Source organism: Pseudomonas sp. P129 (assembly GCF_020312195.1).
In the GTDB taxonomy this organism is placed as follows: Bacteria; Pseudomonadota; Gammaproteobacteria; order Pseudomonadales; family Pseudomonadaceae; genus Aquipseudomonas; species Aquipseudomonas fragariae.
The window spans coordinates 231136-249063 of record NZ_JAGPYS010000001.1 but is presented as its reverse complement, the minus strand read 5'-3'; the positions used below and the strand labels follow the sequence as shown (position 1 = coordinate 249063).

The following is a 17928-nucleotide window of genomic DNA, read 5'->3' as shown; positions in this document are numbered from 1 at the left end:
ACGTTGTCCCTTAGGTTTCTAGTGCCTTGCGTCTACGGCTTGCACCAACAACTTATCCACCCGGCAAGGATTGATATAAGCCGCGCCCTGACGTTTGACAAACCATTTATCCAGCTCGATCAAGGACATCAGATAGACAAACGCCTGGTTGTCTCTGACTGTTATGTCTTCACCGCCGGCAAGGGTTCGTTCGACCACTTTTTTGATCAGTGCTTTTGCAAACACCGGATTAATCAGCTCGATGGCGTCCAGCGCATTTGACTCGCAAAGATGATTGAGATAATCGAGGGCGTGTTCGACAAACGGCCCGCTGTCCGGCGCACGATACGGTGTTTTGGCTTTATGAATGATACGACCCGGCAGAATTCCATCGTAGGCCATGCGCAGCATGTACTTTTCAGTAAAGCCATCGTCAAAACGCAAATTGATGGAGGAGGCGAGTTTCTGCACATTGATGTCGAGGAATGGACAGCGGTTTTCAATACCATGAGCAAGGCCCATACGCTCGCCCTGGCTACTGAGGAGATACCCGGAAAGCAAGGTATTGAACTCCAGCCACTGGGCTTTTTGCGTTGGGCTTAACGCGCTGTACACCGGGTCTTTCGCCACCCATGCCTGAATGCCAGCAAATGGATCATTCTTAGTTTTCAGCAACCGACTGGCAAAGCGCCCATTTTGAAAACGTATTTCGTGGGAGAACAACCCAGGGATTTTTTCTTTCGCATAAGCGTTATAGAAACCCATCAAGTTCGAGTCATTGTCTTCACTGAAGCTTTTCATGTAAGGATACAACTTGGCCAGCAAGCGTTTCTTCTCATCGTGATCAGTGGTGTCCCACTGGGAGCGCAACAGAGTCTCTTTAAAGATGTTGTAGCCCAGAAATACTTCATCCGCTCCCTCTCCGCTCAGAATCGCTTTGATACCGGTCGAGCGAACATGCTTGGACAACATGTACATCGGCACGGGCGCGGTACGAAACAACGGCATTTCAGCATGGAAAACCGTCGCCGATAAATTATCAACAATGTCTTTATGGTTAATAATCAACCGTTCATGCTTGGTCGAGAACAACGCAGAGACGAGTTGTTGATCACTCGACTCATCCAGGTTCTTATCTTCAAACTCCACAGAAAACGTGCGCAGCGGCTTTTGCTTGATGATCCTTGCCGCAATACTGGTCAAAACGGAGGAGTCAACACCACCACTGAGGTACAGCCCCATAGGCACGTCACTGCGCAGTCTGAGCTTGACCGCCTGCTCGAGGGTGTTGCGGATTTCTTCCTTGGCTTCATTTTCAGTGCCATCAAAATCCACAGCGCGAAAATCCAGGGCGTAGTAGGGCCGGATCTCACACTGAGCCCCTCGCAAGGTCATGATGGACCCAGGTGGCAGCTGACGAATGCCCTGAAACGGGGTTTGCGATGGCAGGGGTGTCCAATGGGCGAGGATTGAGGACAAGGACATTTCGTCAAACTTGAACTCAAACCCTGGAAAGCCAAAAAAGCACTTCATCTCTGAAGCAAAAAGATAACCACCGTCGGTTTGCGTATAAAACAGCGGGCGCTTACCAAAGCGATCGCGCGCTATAAATACTTCATCTTTAACCGTGTCATAAATGGCGAAGGCGAAAGCGCCATTAAATTTTTCCAAGGCCTCATCACCCCACTCCATCCAGCTGCGCAACACCACCTCGGTGTCGGACTCAGTGGAAAAATTGTGTCCCAAGACCTGCAATCGACGCCTTAGCTCGATGTAGTTATACAGTTCACCGTTGTATGAAATCCAATACTGACCTGTGCCATCGCTGAGGGGTTGAATACCTGCCGCAAGGTCAATAATACTTAAACGCATGGTGCCGAGACCCATGGAATTATTGACATAATACCCTGCCTGGTCGGGGCCTCGATGTTCAATCATTGAAAGCATATTTTTTATGACGGTGGTTTCATCGAGATTTTTATTTTTAACACCAAAGAAGCCAGTTATCCCACACATAAAAATAAACCCACCAAAGTTTAAGTTGGCACCCCACACAGAACTGTAGCGCCCTACCGCCTTAGCGAAGGTCGAAAGTCCCAATCACGGCTTGGAGTTTTTTTGCCAAGGCCAACGCGCACGCGCCACAAACACCGAATAATATTACGGAGAAAAGCATCGACAAACTTTAGCTGTCCTGCCTGACTGACAACAGTATCTGATGGACTGGTGGGCCTCTCAACCGCACCTCGGAACTACCGGGTGGCCGTTGCCCGCTTCTCGACAAACTCTACCATATTCTGGATAGAAACCAGCACATTGCCCATCATATCTTCCTGGGTGAACACAATACCAAACTCCTTCTTCAAGAAAGAAATAAGTTGAATATAACCTACCGAATCGATCAAGCCGAGTTTGATGAGATCATCTTGTTCTGTTATATCCTCGTCGAACTCAAATAAGAAATTTTGAGTCAGATAGGATTTGATTTTTTCTTTCATGTATTCACTCTTTCATAGCCATTGCACATTCCACCGCAACGGAGGGACTTTTAAACGCACCCTCAACGAATAGATCAAGCCGACCCGGCCGACTCCAATTCTGCGCGTTCAAAAGGATATGGATGCCAGTCTTCATTATCATGACTGGTCACTGCCAGGCTTTTATCCCGTTCGTAGTAACTGGTAAACTCCGGAATAATAGCTTGAGTCCGACGCATGATCCTGTTGTGGTTCGAGACCAGCGCACCACGCTTGTGCATGGTGCCATTGCAATTCCAGATCAGAAAATCGTCCTGCTTCCAAAAGTGCTCATAAACGTATTGATCTTTAATTTGATGATCAAACAGAAACTTTAAGAGCCTGTAGCTCTCTGACTTACTCAGCCCTTCAACACGCTCCATAGTGTTGTAGTTCAGATAAAGATATTTTTGCCGGGTGATCGGATTGGTTTTAACTAATGGTTGGTTGACCGGTTCAGTACGCTGAGGATCGACAAAGTAGTGAAGCACTCGAAGATTATCAATACGCTTTTTCAGGCTGTCTTCCAAGTCATTATAGGCGGCAACGGTGTCGCAAAATAACGTTGCTCCGCCTTGTGCGGCAGCCAGCTCTGCATATAAGCAATTAATCGTTTCAACGTTTATGGCTTCCGAGTCACCAGTGTGCCAACACGAAGTTCCCTTACCCTTGGTATGATTGTCTTTCTCATCCCATATCGCATGCTCATCCTGAGTTTTGTCGCAAAAATCCGGGCCATTCACAAAATACAAAATCTCCCCATGATTAATTAGCGGCAGCCCATTAGGAATCACCTCGTCATCACCAAAAGTAGTTGTCTCTATCTGCGGCGCCCAAGAGTGTAACTTTAGGTTCGGATTGCCCAGCAGTCGCGTGACTGCGACTTGCTCTCTTCGTGTAAGATTTTGATTCCTGAATAACACAAACCCGCGATATGCCAAGCATTTTTTTATCGCTGCGATTGTGTCAAACGACAGATTTTTGTGTAGTTTTAAATTCTCGATTTCGACGCCAAAACTCTGAGCCGGGTATGATATTTCAAAAGGAACACTTGATAATTTTAAACCCATGACACCCCCCCAGAATTTTAATCTACACTGATTGAGTTAACGCTTATAAATACCTTGAAGCTCGGGTCTGTAAGAATCACCTCACCGCCCTCCTATTCAGATTTCTTTCAGCATGGAGTCAAGAACATCGCCTTGGCCGAACCCAGGGTTTTCGACTGGCTTAACGCTTCAGCAAAAACTATCACTGAATGAAAACACCAAAAAATTATATAAATTCATCCTTGATGTATTTTATTCATTCCGCTTGATCTATTCCTTGATGGCTTCTTGCTCGCCGTTTGCGGGCCACACATAGATAGCCAATCAATATCACTTCATTCAGCTCTTTAATCAGTCCTCTATCCCAGCCATCAATCGTATTCCCCATAGGAAAATCGGCGCCCTTATTGGCACTGTCGGTGGTGCCACCCAAGGGGTCACCTGGGCAATAGCCTTCTAAGGTGACGTCCTGCTCAGAAACCACGATCACCCCACCATCACCCAGTTATCTTGCCGCTGATAGCCTGGAGACGGAGCTTGGACCTCACCCATGCGCCCAGTGTTGGTCGCAGCGGAGAACGGTGCATCGCCCTGAAATAGACAAATTCATCTGCACACTGACCCGCCAGCGAGCACGCAAGGGTGTGTTCATTACCACTTCGGATTTTTACATGGGCGCGAGAGACGGCACTCGGCCTGGATATCAAGGCTGTATTAATCGATGGTGTCGAGCTCGCCCGGCTTATGGCCCGGGCACAACCTGGGCGTGAGCGTTAAGCAGAGAGACGAAATAAAGCAACTCAAAAGCGATTATTTTACTCAGGAGTGACGCGCGGGCTAAAAAGCTAACCACAAGCCGGCTTTTTATTTGTCCGAAGTAATCGTAACGCGTTCGAGAATCCTGCCGGTAGCCTAGCTATTCCGGGGTTTCAGGCATTTCCCTGTCCGATGGTGTTCAATACCATTCGACCTCATCCGACGATGAAGTGGAGGGACAGGTGGGGGGACAAAAGGGTCGACAAGGGAAACCCGCGGCTAAGATAGACCGAGTACCAGAGCGTGAAGTTGCTCGGCATCCAACCGGTAACCACCCCAGTTCGCAGCCCGCAGAACAACGGCATGGCCAAGAGCTTCATGAAGACGATCAAGGGTGGCTGCGTGGCGTAAGCGTCCAAGCCAGATCGAGAAATTGGCTCTGTATAACCTGGCAATGCCTTCGAATACTACAATGAACAGCATCCGCACAGCGCCTTGAACTATCGCTCACCGAGAAAGCTCAGGCGCTTGGAGCCGTATCAATTTGGCAGGGATTGGTGTACGGCTTTACGGGGACAAGTCCACGGCAAGATTGACATACCAAAATAACCGGATAAACACTATAGCCCATGTATTCGCCCAAACAATGGAGTGCTGGCTAATATGTTTTCAAAAATCCCCTTAACGTCTCTACGATCGTTCGAGTCAGCGGCTCGACTAAGCAGCTTCAAAGCGGCTGCCATTGAACTTTTTGTTACTCCTTCAGCGATTTCACATCAAGTAAAATCACTAGAACACTGGCTCGGCTTATTGCTTTTTGAGCGAGTAGCCAAGGGAGTCACCCTAACGACTGAAGGGCTTGATTTATACAAGAATATCCATCAGCATTTTTCAAGCATAAACCAAAGTCTTAGTCAACTACGCTCACAGACCGACGAGAACGCAATCACCGTCACAACCACCCATGCATTTGCCTCATTGTGGCTCATTCCCAGATTAGGAGATTTCTACCGCCGCCATCCAACGATGCAAGTCAACATCATCACCAGCAAAACACAGGCAGACCTGCACAGAGATGCCAGTATCGACGTGGCTATTAGCAGCGTTTTCAAAGAGGTCCCTGATACCTATCAGCTACATCTAATGGACGAAAGCTTTCTGGCCTATATGCCCTGCAGGACGCCCTTATCTGGAGACACAAGGTCCCCACTCATCAACGTTCGTTGGGAGGCTGATGGCCATAACCCATTCGACTGGACGACTTGGTGCCAAGCGGCGGGACACGACGATTGGCTGGCCAACGCCACGTTCAGGGAGTACGACGATGAACATCATGCTTTGCAAGCTGCAACTTCTGGCTATGGGATGGTGCTCGCCAGCGACGTCTTAGCCGTCGACAGTGTTACCCGAGGCTTTTTAACGCCATACAAGCCCGAGGTTAAACTAACGGGGACCCATTATATCTCGGCCTGTGTACCTGGCAGAGAACGAAATCCGCCCGTCAGGTACTTCCTTGACTGGCTCAGTAAAGAAGCCTCTAAACATCTTGTACTGCAACGCCTCCTCACAGAGTCCATAGACTTTAGCGCACACAAAAATCCATTGAGGAACGACCGGAATCAAAGCATGCTCAAGCTCCAGATATACTAACAATGAGACTGGGAGTTCGATGCTCTGCCCCCCCATCGATGGCAATGGAGACCACGTAGATAGGCATAAATCGCCATTTGCCATCAGGCAGTGACAAGTCACTGAGCTACAGTTGCGACACCGCAAACCATTCAACATCACCTGTACACTAAAACCGCGCAGCCGTACACACACGTTTCTCCAATCGTCGCACACATCAATATCCATCCGTATGCGTCCGACCAAGTCATCTACCCAGCCCCACAAAGCCAGGGCATGGTGTGCACTTAAATTTAAGTGGACACCCGTTCTAGCTTTTTAAGCGGGTATTTCATGCAGCCAACACGCCGCTCCTATTCCAAGCCCTTCAAAGCCCAGGTCATTCAGGAATGTGCCCAACCCGGCGCTTCGATTGCCAGCGTCGCACTCAGCCATAGTCTCAACGCAAACCTCGTCCACAAATGGATTCGGCTGCAAGCGCAGAAAAGCCCGGCGCTCCCACCTGCATTTATTCCGTTAGCCATGCCGCCGGCCGGTGCAAACTCCCATGGAGATGCAGTACATCCACAGATCCCGCTCGTTCATGCAAGTCATCAATGTTTTGAGTGATAACGGAGACGTTATACCCTGATTTGGCCAGTCGGCTCACCGCGAGGTGTGCATCATTGGGAGCTGCTTTAGAGACCTGTTGGCGCCGCCACAGGTACCATCCCCATACCAACGGAGGATTTTCACGAAAGGCCTTGGCTGTTTCCATATTGCGCGGATCGTATGAAGCCCAAGTACCGGTCAATGGATCGTTGTACGTGGGGATGCCACTTTCAGCTGAGATTCCCGCACCCGTGAAAATGACGATCTCGGGGGCTTGGGACAGGGCCTTCGCGGCGCTTCCAAATTCAGGCACAGAACATCCAGTCCATAAGGTTTAACCAGTATTTTGCCCTCTAAGTCCCCCTCGGCTTCACCCGCGCCGTAGCCTCCGCCACCAATGGATCATCCGGCCAATAATGCTTCGGATAGCGCCCCTTCAAATCCTTCTTCACCTCAATGTAGGTCGACCGCCAGAAGTTAGCCAGATCCTGCGTCACCTGTACCGGGCGGCGTGCCGGGGACAGCAAGTGCAGTTTCAGCACCTGCCGCCCATTGGCAATGCGCGGGGTATCGGACAGTCCAAACAATTCCTGTAACCGCACCGACAGAATCGGCGGATGTTCGCTGTAGTCGATACGAATATTCGAGCCAGAGGGCACTTGCAGAGTCTGGGGTGCCTGCGCCTCCAACTGTTGCGGCAATGGCCATGGCAGGAGGTTGCGCAGGATTGATGACAGGTCGAGCTGGCTGAAATGGCTGAGTCGGGTGACTTTGCCCAGGTAGGGCATCAGCCAGTTTTCGAGTGTTGCCAACAGTTGCGCGTCACTCAGATCAGGCCACTCGCTTGCTGAGCTTTTCTCGATATCCAGGCCGCGCAACAGTGCGACACGCGCCTGCCACTGACGCAGTTCCGCCGTCCAGGGCAGCAGTTCCAGGCCTTTGCGACGCACCAACGCCAGCAGCGCGTGACTGCGGGTTGCGTCGTCGAGGCCGGTCAGTGGTTCGCGACTGATGATCAACTCACCGACTTTGCGCTGTCGCTCGGCGCGGAATACGCCTTCGCGTTCGTCCCAGTCGATCTGGTCCACGCTGATGACTTGCTCGGCCAACACCGAATCGAACAGTGCCGGATCAAACTCGGCGGCGAGGTAAATGCGTTCTTCGCGCTGGCCCTGACGACTGCCCAAATCCGCGATGACCAGCCATGGCTGTTTCATCAGCGCATCCGCCTCGGCGAACAGTGCCGCGCGACCATTGGCCAGTCGGTATTCGGCTCCGCCCGCTCGGCGTTGCTGTGCGACGCGATCCGGGTAGGCCAGCGCCAGCAAGGCGCCCAGCCAGCGGGAGTGGTCCGGATCGCTGACCGGGCTGTTCGCTGCGCCGCGCAGATAGCCGCGATATTGCCGCGACAGTTGTCTGGCCCGTTGTATCCCGCCTTGTGCGCCGCGCGCCGCGCGTTCGATGCCGGCCAGCAGAGTCAGGCGGCTGTGCAAGTCCGCCCCAGCTCCGCGCAAGATATCGCGCTCGCCCAGCAAGGCCGCCACGTCGCACGCCAGTTCGCCCAACCCTAGCGTATGGCCGCGCAACAGCAGATGGGCGATGCGCGGATGAGCAGGCAGCTCAGCCATCGCCTGACCGTGTGGCGTCAGGGCTGGCGGCTGACCCGGCTGATTGTTCAATGCCTCCAGACGCACCAGCAAATCCTGCGCCTGTGCATAAGCCGCGGCTGGCGGCACGTCGAGCCAGACCAGTTGCGCAGGCGTGACGCCCCAGCGGGCCAGTTGCAGCGCAAGCCCGGCGAGGTCCGCCTGAAGAATTTCTGCTGCCCCGTAGGCGGCCAGTTGATCGTGCTGCGCTTCAGACCACAGCCGGTAACACACGCCCGGCTCCAGCCGCCCTGCCCGCCCGGCACGCTGGGTGGCGCTGGCACGAGAGATGCGCTGAGTCTCCAGACGCGTCATGCCGCTGCCCGGATCGAAACGCGGCACCCGCGCCAACCCTGCATCGATCACCACACGCACGCCGTCGATGGTCAGGCTGGTTTCCGCAATATTGGTCGCCAGCACCACCTTGCGCGTGCCCTTGGGAGCCGGTTCGATAGCCGCGCGTTGCGCATTCAGATCAAGCTCGCCATGCAAAGGACACAGCAGAATGTCAGCACGCTCGCCCAGTGCTTCCGCCAGTTGCTGGTTGACCCGACGAATCTCGGCCTGCCCTGGCAGAAACACCAGCAGGCTGCCGGACTCGCTGCCCAGCGCATCCAGTACCGTCTGCACGACACGCGGCTCGACAAACTCACCGGGCTGAAAAGGACGCCCCCATTGCATGCTCACCGGAAACATCCGCCCATCGCTGCGCACCACTGGCGCATCGTCCAGCAGCGCCGCCAAGCGCTCGCCTTCCAGGGTGGCCGACATGAGCAGAATCTTCAGCGGTTGATCGTCCCGAAACAGCTCCCGGCCGTTGAGGCTCAGGGCCAGGGCCAGATCGGCATCCAGGCTGCGTTCGTGAAACTCATCGAAAATCAGCAGCCCCACGCCTTCCAGCGCCGGATCGTCCTGCAAACGCCGCGTGAGAATCCCCTCGGTGACCACTTCAATACGCGTCTTCGGGCCGACCCGGCTTTCCAAACGAATCCGATAGCCCACCGTCTCGCCGACCTTCTCGCCCAGCTCGCTGGCCAAGCGCTCCGCCGCCGCCCGTGCTGCAAGGCGACGCGGCTCCAGCATCAGAATGGTCTGCCCTGCCAGCCAAGTTTCCTCAAGTAGCGCGAGCGGCACGCGCGTAGTCTTGCCCGCACCGGGAGGGGCTTCGAGCACGGCTTCATGGCGTGTGGACAAGGCCTGGCGCAGGGCTGGCAGCACGGAATCTATGGGTAACGAGGTCATGGGGGCTCCCGGAGAGATGCGGGAGAGTATACCGGGGTGGGGTTGGGGAATCAGGGAGAGTATTGGCATAACGCTTTAGAAAGCCCTCTCTCTACTCACCCTTCTTAAAAATTTGACACCCCATAACCCTAGACGATTTTCTAGCCTTACATAAACGTCACTAAGCTGCACTTAATGCCACTGACCTTTGTAAATCCTGATACCAGAGCCCGTTGTCATAAGCGATTGTCACCAACGTGGTCTCTGCGTATTCCGGAAGGCAGGCAAGACGCTGAGCGACTGCCAGACATGCCGCTGCGGTATTGCCGACAAAAGTACCGCTCTGAATATAGAATCCGCGTTGCGCTGCCAGCATCTCGCCATGTTCGACTTGATAGCATCTGTTTACCAAGGACCAGTCCAGAAAGGGTGGGCAGACGCCAACCGCCATCCCTTCAAAACGATGGTCTGAAAAAACACCATTCTTGGAGTCGCAACCCGAGGGGTCGACCAAGACAGTAGATACATCGAAACCATTGTCCTTCAAGCCCAAGGTAATACCGGTAAAGCTCGCCCCCGTCCCTGCGCAGCCTATAAACAAAAGCTCTTTGTCGGCCTCAGCTTCTTCTAATTGGCAGGCAAGCTCAAATGCAGTCTGGTAGCGATATGCCTCGATCCCGATTTGGTTATTAAACTGATCGGTATAGTAGTAACACTTGTCCATTTCGACCTGATGCTCCAAATGATGGGCAACGACATCCCTCGGCGATGCGCCTGCGATCAACATATCCTTACCAATCAATTTGGCACCAAAGCATTCCAACAAATCTCTTTTGGTCTGACTAAAACCGAGGCCAACTGCCAGTTCAACCGGAATACCATACGCGTGGCAGGCAGATAACAGACCAAAACCAAAATTGCCACCCGTCTTTTCAATTACAGTAGTTATACCAGGAATAATTTTCCCATTGCGTAGCGCATTTTTTACAATTAAATTAGCTGCGCGATATTTGTGACTACCTCCTGGGTTATTCATTTCCAGCTTGGTTAAAACTCGATCATGAGTTCTGATAAGCACACTCATTTAATGCCTCCCTCCATGGCGTGGCCCGTTTTTTTTTGATCCAACAGCGCAACAATTACAGCTAACAAAAAGATGCATAGCCCAATACAAATAGCGTTGGTACCAAACCAGCCTACCGTGCTGAGCAACAGCGAAGGAGTAAACGCACCGATCGTTGCGAAAACAGCGATAGCAAGGTCGTTTTTTCCCTGCATGCGCAAGGCTTGCGAGCTGCTCTGAAGGGCTTGAGCCAACAGAGCTCCGCCTCCCACATAGGTTAGATTCCAGCCTGAGCCAAGGATGATCAGAGCGAAGACCATGGCGCCGTAAGAGCTTGATCCCATGTTTATGGCTGAGCAGCCGGCCAGCATGAGGACGCCCAAGCAGAGGGTGGTTTTGATCCCTAGTTTCTGGATAATTGCCCCCGTAAAAAAAGACGGAGCAAACATCGCTATCACATGCCACTGGATCGCCAAGCGCACATCCGAAAAATCCTCGTGCATGTGCTTCATGTGCATTGAAGCCTGAATCATCAGCACGTTCATGATTGCGTAGCCTATTGCGGCAACAGACATAGCGATCAACATCGTCGACGTCATCACTTGCGGCGGCTTGGTCTCTGGGCTTCCTCTGGAAACTAATGGCATCACCGGATCGTCAGGCAGGCAAACGGTGACCAGAAAAGATAGTACAGCCAGACCGATGAACGAGGCGTAGCACAATGAAAATAGAGAGTAGCCGCCCAAGTCCCTGAGCACCTCAGTCAGTGTCGGTCCCACCACGGCGGCGATAACCCCACCGGCTACAACCAGAGAGATGGCTTTGGGCTTTAACTTTTGATCAAGGTTGTCGGTTGCAGCAAATCGGTTGAAGTTGGCAAAAGCGATATAAACCCCGAGTGCCGAATGGCTAAACATCAGCATCGGAAAATGCTGGTGCTCGACTGCCCAGAAGCCACTCAAGCCGGATGCCACCAGAGGTATGGCGCCAAACATGAAGGCTTTTTTCCGACCGATCCGGCTCATCAGCCTGGAAGCGGGATATGTGGCCAGCATCAGGAACAGGAACTGTAAACCATACGGCACCGTTGAAAAACGGGCTTCAGGTGCCAGTGCGGAGCCGACAATAGCGGCCATGGTCACGGACATTACAGCGGTGGTCAGGTTAATGGATTGCGCGATGAAATACAGATAGGTGCGTCGCGGAAGCGTAGTCATCGTAGGGCGCGCTCATGATAGGGGGACAAATCAATTTCAGCGTTGGGAAAGTCACAGATCAGTCGTTCTTTACCTTTACCCAACCTTTTTCGACGTACGTTCAGGCGGCCTATGGCACTAGGATTAACGAGATGAGTGCCACCGCAGGGAATCTCGATGCCTTGGTAACTCCACATGCGCGCATCCTCAACATCAAAGACCGTATAGCTCTTGATCACGTCGTCGTGGGCGATCAACTCATTTGCGAGTCGTTCTATTTCACTGATGTCATCGCTGCTAAAGGACTCTTCAACAAGAAAATCAAAGCGTGCCGAGTTTTCTTTAATGTGACAGCCGATGGTCCACTGCTTTAGTTCCTCGCTCAGGCTGGTGGCAGCGGCATACAGAAAATGGCTAGCGCTGTGAGATAGACTCAATCGTTCGCGACGCAAAATATCAATTCTAATCAGAGCAGCCATGCCTTCACTTATTGAGTCAAGGAGGTGAAGATCCTCAGGATGTATCATATGGAGGATAACTCCGCCTAACTTTCCGCCCTTGAAGCCTTCCAGGTGAATGGGGGTGCCGTAGAGCTTTTTTACCCAGACAAATCGCACGGTACCAATGGGTAATTCTATAGTACCGAAGTCAGCTTCCTGCCCACCTCCCTCGGGGTAGGCAACCGTACAATCAAGCTCAATAGCGTCTGGGTACAACCGCGTCACTTTGGTATTTGTAGACCCCAAGTACCGATCCTTGTAATACAGTTTTTCCGTGTTACGCAACACATCGTGAGTCGTGGCGATCATTGCTCAATTACCACCTGCAGTGATGTTTTCACTTGCACTCGAGCACCCGAGGGAACGTCTTGGGTGATGATACAGCGCGGTCCAATGAATGCATCGTCACCTATGTTCACCGGACCCAATACGCTTGAAAAAGCGCCTATCTGCACGCGACTGCCTACTTTAGGATGACGCGGTATCGAAGGATTACTGCTGATACCTCTGGCTCCCAGTGTTACACCTCCGAGAATATAACAGTCGTCGCCAATTATGGCGGTCTCGCCAATTACAGTACCGAACCCATGATCGATGATAAGTCGAGCACCTATGCTGCAGCGGAAATGGATTTCTGCGCCAGAGAGCATTTTTCCTCGCCTGGAAATGATGGCTGCCAGAGACTGTTCGTGGGAGTTACAGCTTCTTTTTGCATTTTGGTATACACAGTGGGCCAGGCGGTAATGCATTACCGCTGCGAAGGACGTGTAAGTCCTTGCAATGACCAAAGGATCGCCGCAAGAGGCCGGGTCCTTGCGCGCGAACATCAATAGATCCTCGTGCGACTGCTCGGTAACGTACTCAATGAGAAGGGTTTCTTTTAATTCATTGAACTCCTCTACAGAACAGCATTCCAGCAATGCTGCGATGACAAGGTTCTTGACCAGTTGAAACGACTCCTGACCACCTGCGACGGCGAGTCGGGAAGAAGGTACTGATCGTATGTCCATATTTGGCATTATCTCGATATCCAGTCTCTGATTTCAGGGGCTTCTGCGCAGCTGACGCCCTGCTGGCTCAAATGCCAGCAAGCGCATAATCGCACTCACCCACCCCACAAGCGCGCACAGTCGACAAGCTTTACAGTTAACTGTTAGGGTGTTTTTCCTATCAGTTTGCCGGGTGCTTATGAGCGTTGATGCCCTTTATGACTCGCTGAAACAGCGCCTTGAATCAGGCGAGTGGCTGGCTGGACAACGTATGCCGTCGATAAGGAAGCTGGCCTTGACTGCCGAAGCGAGCTACCACGATGCCGTCTCGGCCTATGCTCGCCTGGTGAGTGAAGGTGTGCTGTCGGCTTCTCCCGGACGCGGTTACTTTGTGAGCAGTCATGTCACCCATGTGGATAACGTGCGGGAAATAGAGTGCATGAGCGCCGACCCACTGTTCAGGCTGCTACAGGCAGGGCCGCACTACACCAAGCTGGGATGTGGCTGGCTGCCACCGGCATGGCGAGATACCGAATTGCTGGCCAAGGCCATTCGACGCACGGCGCGGCTGGAGCAAAGTTCGCTGGCCGAATACGGCGACATTTCCGGCTATCTCCCGATGCGTAAACAGCTTTGCGTTCACCTGAAGCGTCTCACCCGTATCGACATCAGACCCAGTCAGATCCTCACCACCCTGGGAGCAACGCAGGGCCTGGATCTGGTTGCCCGCCTATTGATCAAGCCCGGTGACCATGTATTCGTGGACGAGCCGGGCAATGGCAACCTGATCAGGTTGATTCAGTTGGCGGGCGGACATGTTGTGGGTATAAAGCGGACTCAGGACGGGACGGACATTGCCGAGATGGAGAGTTATCTGGCGAAGCACACGGTCAAAGCGTTCTTCTGCAATAGCACCTTCCACAATCCGACCGGCAGCAACATCAGCCCGCACAATGCTTTCAAGGTTCTGCGTCTTGCTGTAGAGCACGAGTTCTTTGTGGTCGAAGATGATGTCTATGGTGACTTCAGCCCCACTGTCCGCCAGACGTTTGCCGAACTGGATAATCTGGATCGTGTGATCTACGTCGGCAGTTTTTCCAAATGCCTTTCTGCTTCGCTGCGCGTGGGTTATATCGCCTGCTCGCAAGAGCTCATCGAGCCGCTGACACGCTTGAAACTCCTGACATGCGTTGCCGTTCCAGCGTTCTGCGAGCGGTTCGTCAACACCATTCTTGCGGACGGTACTTATGCCCGGCACATGCAGGATGTTCAACAGAGGCTTATCAGCCAGCAGGTCCAGACTCAACGCGCCCTGCGAGCAAGAGGCTGGCAATTCGATATAGCACCGCAGGGCGGCATGTTCATCTGGGCCTATCACTCGGACATCCCTAACCTGGAGCCCTTCATAAAGAAACTTGAACAACACAAGATCCTGCTGATGCCGGGCTCGGCGTTCTCGGTGTCGCGCGACTACCAGCGTTTTGCGCGAATAAACTGCACGCATTTTTCCGAGGCAATAGAAGAACGCTTTTCAGTGTGATCAACGAAGAGCAGCGTTTAGTTATCGGGGCTACTTGCGCGTGGAGCCCACTGCTCAATAACACTGCCGCCAGCATGCCTCACGCCGAAAAGTCAGGTCTTGAACTCGTTACCGTTCTCATCAATAACGCCATTGTCGTATTTCGTACGCAATTCTGGATCGGACAAAATCCTGAACGCATTTGAAATTTTTTTGAAACGCTCATTCGCCTCGGCCACGTTGCCCGCGTTTTTATCAGGGTGGTACTTCAACGCGGCCTTCTTGTAAGCCTTTTTGACTGCGGAGAGGTCCGCCGTCATGTCCGAGAGGCCCAAGTGCTCGTACAACTGTTTCACGGGTGGTTTGGCGGGGGCGGAATCGTCCACCTTCGCGGACGCGCCAGTGGGGGGTGTTTTGGGGGGCCGCTCTGTTGACGGCCGCTGAGCGCCCGCATCGGGCTGGGCTTTCGGCGGTGGCGGCGCGCTATTGGCCTGGGGGCGAGCGCTTGGAGGCGTTTGTGGGCGTGCTTGCTGTTGAGTACTTTCAGGTCTCCAGGATGGGCCCGGTGTGGGTCGTCGCACGCGATCGGTGTTCTGCTGACGAATCTCGTTGATCACCTGGTCAGCGATGTCATTCATCAGTTTGTTCAGCTTCAAGTTGCTGGAGAAGAATGCGTAGTTCGCCTCACTGTTGTGCTTGCCATTCTCGGGTTCGGGCCTGGCCATCGCGTCGGCCAGCGTCTTGCCCAGAGAGAACAGCAGGTTGCCCTTGCTATCATTGATGCCCAAAAAGCTCATCACGTTGCGCATCGACTGGTCGCGCTCCCAGACAACGCTGGCCACGTCGAAGGCAGCTCGCGCCAGATTGAATCGGCCTCCCCCTTCGTGCGTCTCGACATGGGTCACCGGTTCCTTGCCGAGCAATGCGTCGAGGATCACCTCGAGGCCTTTCTGCTGGCGCTCGTTGAGCCGGCCTTTCTGCTCCAGCAATGAGCTGTTGACCTGCAACGCCACTTTGCCAGCGATATGGCTGACGACGTTCATCGCGCGGTCTATCGTTGGCTTTGTCGAATCGCTGAGCGCCACTCGCGCCAACGAAGATGCAAGGTTGGTGAGGTTGATCATCTGCTTCTCCGGAAACTCATACCGCCTTGGTGGCAAGCAACGAGATCCGGTTCCACGGGATGTGCAACTCTGCACAGGTGCAGAGCACTGACGCGAGCATCAGCCAGGTTGGCGAATAATGGTCAGCCCGCCCTGGCCGCCATCGCCGTCACTTCCACCCGCATCCCTTCAACCGCCAACGCCGCCACGCCCACCGCTGCGCGCACGGGCCACGGCTTTTTGAAGAAGCGTTTGTACACTTCGTTGAAGGCTGCGCGATCGGCCATGTCGGTGAGGTAGATGGTCAGGTGCATGACCCGGTCCATCGAGCTGCCGGCGCGTTCGAGGGCGTCTTTCAGGGCTCGCAGGTGCACTCGCTCTGCTCGGTGATGCCGCCCAGTTCCAGGCTGCCGTCGGGGTGGGTGGGGATTTGGGTGCTGACCAGCACGCCGTTGAAGTCGGCGACGTCCGAGGAGATGGACTCCGGGTCGGGATCGGGGGTGAAGGTGATGTCTGCGTTTGCCATGGGTTCTCTGCTTTGCAAAGGATGGAAAACGCCAAGCCTACGCGAGCGAAAGATGGGGGTCGAGCCGTGGGCTTTGGCGCGGAAAGTTGAAATGCGCCGCGTTGCTCTACAGAATCGCGCCCGGACCCGGCCATGCTGTCGGGCGTTTGGGGTGAAAGGGGTTGCCGTTGAACGAACAGAGATTGTCCATGCGCCTTGAGCGTGTGGCGACGCATGTGCCAGCCGGTGCACGACTGGCCGATATCGGCTCGGATCACGGCTATCTGCCGGTGGCGCTGCTGAACCGTGGCGTCATTGCGGCAGCGGTGGCTGGCGAGGTGGCGTTGACGCCGTTCTGTGCAGCCGAGCGCACCGTGCGCGAGAACGATCTGCAGGATCAGGTCAGCGTGCGCCTGGCCGATGGTCTGGCGGCGATCAAAGCGGAAGACGCGATCACGGCGATCAGTCTCTGCGGCATGGGCGGCGAGACGATTCGCGACATCCTTGAAGCGGGCAAGGCGCGCCTGAGCGGTCAGGAACGCTTGATCCTGCAACCCAACGGCGGCGAGCAACCGTTGCGTGTCTGGCTGATGGAGCATGACTACCGCATCGTCAGCGAAGAAGTGCTGCGGGAAAATCGTTTCGACTACGAAATCATCGTCGCCGAACGCACAGGCCCCGTTAAGTACACGGCTGAGGAGCTGTATTTCGGTCCGCTGCAGATGCAGGCGCGCAGCCCGGCGTTTCTGCTCAAGTGGCAGCGTTTGCTGGGCAAGAAACACAAGACGCTGCACAACTTCGAACGCGCCCAGCAAGCCGTGAACGAAGAGAAGCTGCAGGACGTTGCGCAACAGGTCCGCTGGATTACCGCGTTGCTGGCGTGAAAATCGAACTCATGCCCGAACCGGCTCTCCAACCCGCATGATCCGCAGTTCAGGCTTTAAGGGTGTCTACATCTGGTGCAGCCTGAACCAGGCGTCAACGCTGCAATGTGTGACGCGGAGCGTCACCAACGGCATTCCCACGCGGAGCGTGAGGAACGAGAAGTGTTCGGGAGAACACTTCCAGTGCCTACGCGCAGCGCGCCTTGTGTACAACCATCGACGGGAGTAAAACGACCATGCATTCAGACGCACTTTCCTGGGGCCACGGGCCTCGTCTGTTCGAAGTCTTCCTTGAGCCGACCTGCCCTTTTTCGGTCAAGGCCTTCTTCAAACTCGATGAGCTGCTGGCGCAGGCAGGAGAAGACAGGGTCACGGTCAAAATCCGCCTGCAATCGCAGCCCTGGCACATGTTTTCGGGTGTCATCGTGCGTTGCATTCTGGCGGCTGCGACCCTTGAAGGCGGTAAGCAAAGCGCCAAGGCGGTCATGACGGCGGTTGCGTCGCACCGTGAAGAATTCGAGTTCGAACACCATGCCACCGGCCCGAATATGGACGCAACGCCCAACGACATCATCGCGCGCATCGAGCGTTACAGCGGCCTGGCGCTGGCGGAGGCATTCGCCAATCCCGAGCTTGAGCAGGCTGTGAAATGGCACGCCAAATACGCTCGCCAGAACGGCATACACGTCTCGCCGACCTTCATGATCGACGGTCTTGTGCAGCCGGGCTTGAGCAGTGGCGACCCGGTATCGAAGTGGGTCGCGGAGATAGGTTGAGGGGCG

General features: G+C 54.1%; 16 protein-coding genes and 3 pseudogenes. 7 read left to right on the top strand and 12 right to left on the bottom strand.

Annotated features, from left to right (window positions below; all coding sequences use genetic code 11):
* Positions 1-18: 18 nt before the first annotated feature.
* From asnB to KBY02_RS01235, 4 genes are all read right to left on the bottom strand, one after another.
* Entirely contained in the window at positions 19-2034 is a 2016-nt protein-coding gene (gene asnB / locus KBY02_RS01250) for an asparagine synthase (glutamine-hydrolyzing) (RefSeq protein WP_225649714.1), read from the bottom strand.
* A gap of 197 nt (positions 2035-2231) precedes the next feature.
* Complete coding sequence (locus KBY02_RS01245) at positions 2232-2477, bottom strand: acyl carrier protein (protein ID WP_003399878.1); 246 nt, start codon at positions 2475-2477, stop codon at positions 2232-2234.
* 74 nt (positions 2478-2551) lie between these two features.
* Positions 2552-3565 (bottom strand): TauD/TfdA dioxygenase family protein, encoded by a 1014-nt coding sequence (locus tag KBY02_RS01240; protein WP_024640792.1) that lies wholly within the window; start codon positions 3563-3565, stop codon positions 2552-2554.
* A gap of 235 nt (positions 3566-3800) precedes the next feature.
* Positions 3801-4028 carry a hypothetical protein gene (locus tag KBY02_RS01235; RefSeq protein ID WP_138947792.1) on the bottom strand — a complete coding sequence of 76 codons (228 nt, stop codon included), beginning with the start codon at positions 4026-4028 and terminating at the stop codon, positions 3801-3803.
* Here KBY02_RS01235 and KBY02_RS01230 point away from each other — a divergent pair.
* The 4 genes and pseudogenes from KBY02_RS01230 (at position 4006) to tnpA (ending at position 6538) form a co-directional block, all read left to right on the top strand.
* Positions 4006-4314 carry a restriction endonuclease gene (locus KBY02_RS01230; protein ID WP_225649713.1) on the top strand — a complete coding sequence of 103 codons (309 nt, stop codon included), beginning with the start codon at positions 4006-4008 and terminating at the stop codon, positions 4312-4314. The two genes, KBY02_RS01235 and KBY02_RS01230, sit on opposite strands and share 23 nt — an antisense overlap.
* 298 nt (positions 4315-4612) lie before the next feature.
* A pseudogene (locus KBY02_RS01225) lies at positions 4613-4909 on the top strand (integrase core domain-containing protein); the annotation flags it as partial.
* Between the two features lie 54 nt (positions 4910-4963).
* Complete coding sequence (locus tag KBY02_RS01220; RefSeq protein ID WP_024640791.1) at positions 4964-5950, top strand: LysR family transcriptional regulator; 987 nt, start codon at positions 4964-4966, stop codon at positions 5948-5950.
* A gap of 312 nt (positions 5951-6262) precedes the next feature.
* Entirely contained in the window at positions 6263-6538 is a 276-nt protein-coding gene (tnpA, locus tag KBY02_RS01215) for an IS66-like element accessory protein TnpA (RefSeq protein WP_096103843.1), read from the top strand.
* Here the strand turns inward: tnpA and KBY02_RS01210 are convergent.
* The 6 genes and pseudogenes from KBY02_RS01210 to KBY02_RS01185 form a co-directional block, all read right to left on the bottom strand.
* Positions 6459-6833 (bottom strand): annotated as a pseudogene (locus KBY02_RS01210) (SIR2 family NAD-dependent protein deacylase); the annotation flags it as partial. The gene tnpA and the pseudogene KBY02_RS01210 sit on opposite strands and share 80 nt — an antisense overlap.
* A 40-nt stretch (positions 6834-6873) precedes the next feature.
* Positions 6874-9408, bottom strand: a complete 2535-nt coding sequence (gene hrpB / locus KBY02_RS01205; RefSeq protein ID WP_096135358.1) for an ATP-dependent helicase HrpB — start codon at positions 9406-9408, stop codon at positions 6874-6876.
* 160 nt (positions 9409-9568) lie between these two features.
* Positions 9569-10471 (bottom strand): pyridoxal-phosphate dependent enzyme, encoded by a 903-nt coding sequence (locus KBY02_RS01200; RefSeq protein WP_003399869.1) that lies wholly within the window; start codon positions 10469-10471, stop codon positions 9569-9571.
* Positions 10468-11667, bottom strand: coding sequence for an MFS transporter (locus KBY02_RS01195; RefSeq protein ID WP_116893458.1), 1200 nt, complete (start codon positions 11665-11667; stop codon positions 10468-10470). Before KBY02_RS01195 ends, KBY02_RS01200 begins: the two co-directional genes overlap by 4 nt.
* The gene (locus tag KBY02_RS01190; protein ID WP_003399853.1) at positions 11664-12455 is read right to left on the bottom strand and encodes an alanyl-tRNA editing protein; all 792 of its coding nucleotides are present in this window, start codon (positions 12453-12455) and stop codon (positions 11664-11666) included. The genes KBY02_RS01195 and KBY02_RS01190 overlap by 4 nt, the downstream gene beginning before the upstream one ends.
* On the bottom strand, positions 12452-13165 hold the full coding sequence (locus KBY02_RS01185) for a serine O-acetyltransferase (RefSeq protein ID WP_057457729.1): 714 nt from the start codon (positions 13163-13165) through the stop codon (positions 12452-12454). The genes KBY02_RS01190 and KBY02_RS01185 overlap by 4 nt, the downstream gene beginning before the upstream one ends.
* Positions 13166-13334: 169 nt before the next feature.
* Between KBY02_RS01185 and KBY02_RS01180 the strand changes: the two genes are divergently transcribed.
* Positions 13335-14675: a PLP-dependent aminotransferase family protein gene (locus KBY02_RS01180; protein WP_003399849.1), complete on the top strand. Its 1341-nt coding sequence runs from the start codon at positions 13335-13337 to the stop codon at positions 14673-14675.
* A 92-nt stretch (positions 14676-14767) separates the two neighbouring features.
* Here the strand turns inward: KBY02_RS01180 and KBY02_RS01175 are convergent, their stop codons facing one another.
* Together KBY02_RS01175 and KBY02_RS01170 are read right to left on the bottom strand one after the other, a co-directional pair.
* Positions 14768-15778, bottom strand: a complete 1011-nt coding sequence (locus KBY02_RS01175; protein WP_103713584.1) for a J domain-containing protein — start codon at positions 15776-15778, stop codon at positions 14768-14770.
* 122 nt (positions 15779-15900) lie between these two features.
* Positions 15901-16283: pseudogene (locus tag KBY02_RS01170) on the bottom strand (RidA family protein).
* 167 nt (positions 16284-16450) lie between these two features.
* On the opposite strand from KBY02_RS01170, the gene KBY02_RS01165 reads away from it, so the two are divergent.
* Together KBY02_RS01165 and KBY02_RS01160 are read left to right on the top strand one after the other, a co-directional pair.
* On the top strand, positions 16451-17146 hold the full coding sequence (locus tag KBY02_RS01165; RefSeq protein ID WP_024639692.1) for a tRNA (adenine(22)-N(1))-methyltransferase: 696 nt from the start codon (positions 16451-16453) through the stop codon (positions 17144-17146).
* Positions 17147-17382: 236 nt separating this feature from the next.
* On the top strand, positions 17383-17922 hold the full coding sequence (locus KBY02_RS01160) for a DsbA family protein (protein WP_003399841.1): 540 nt from the start codon (positions 17383-17385) through the stop codon (positions 17920-17922).
* The last annotated feature ends 6 nt before the right edge of the window (positions 17923-17928 follow it).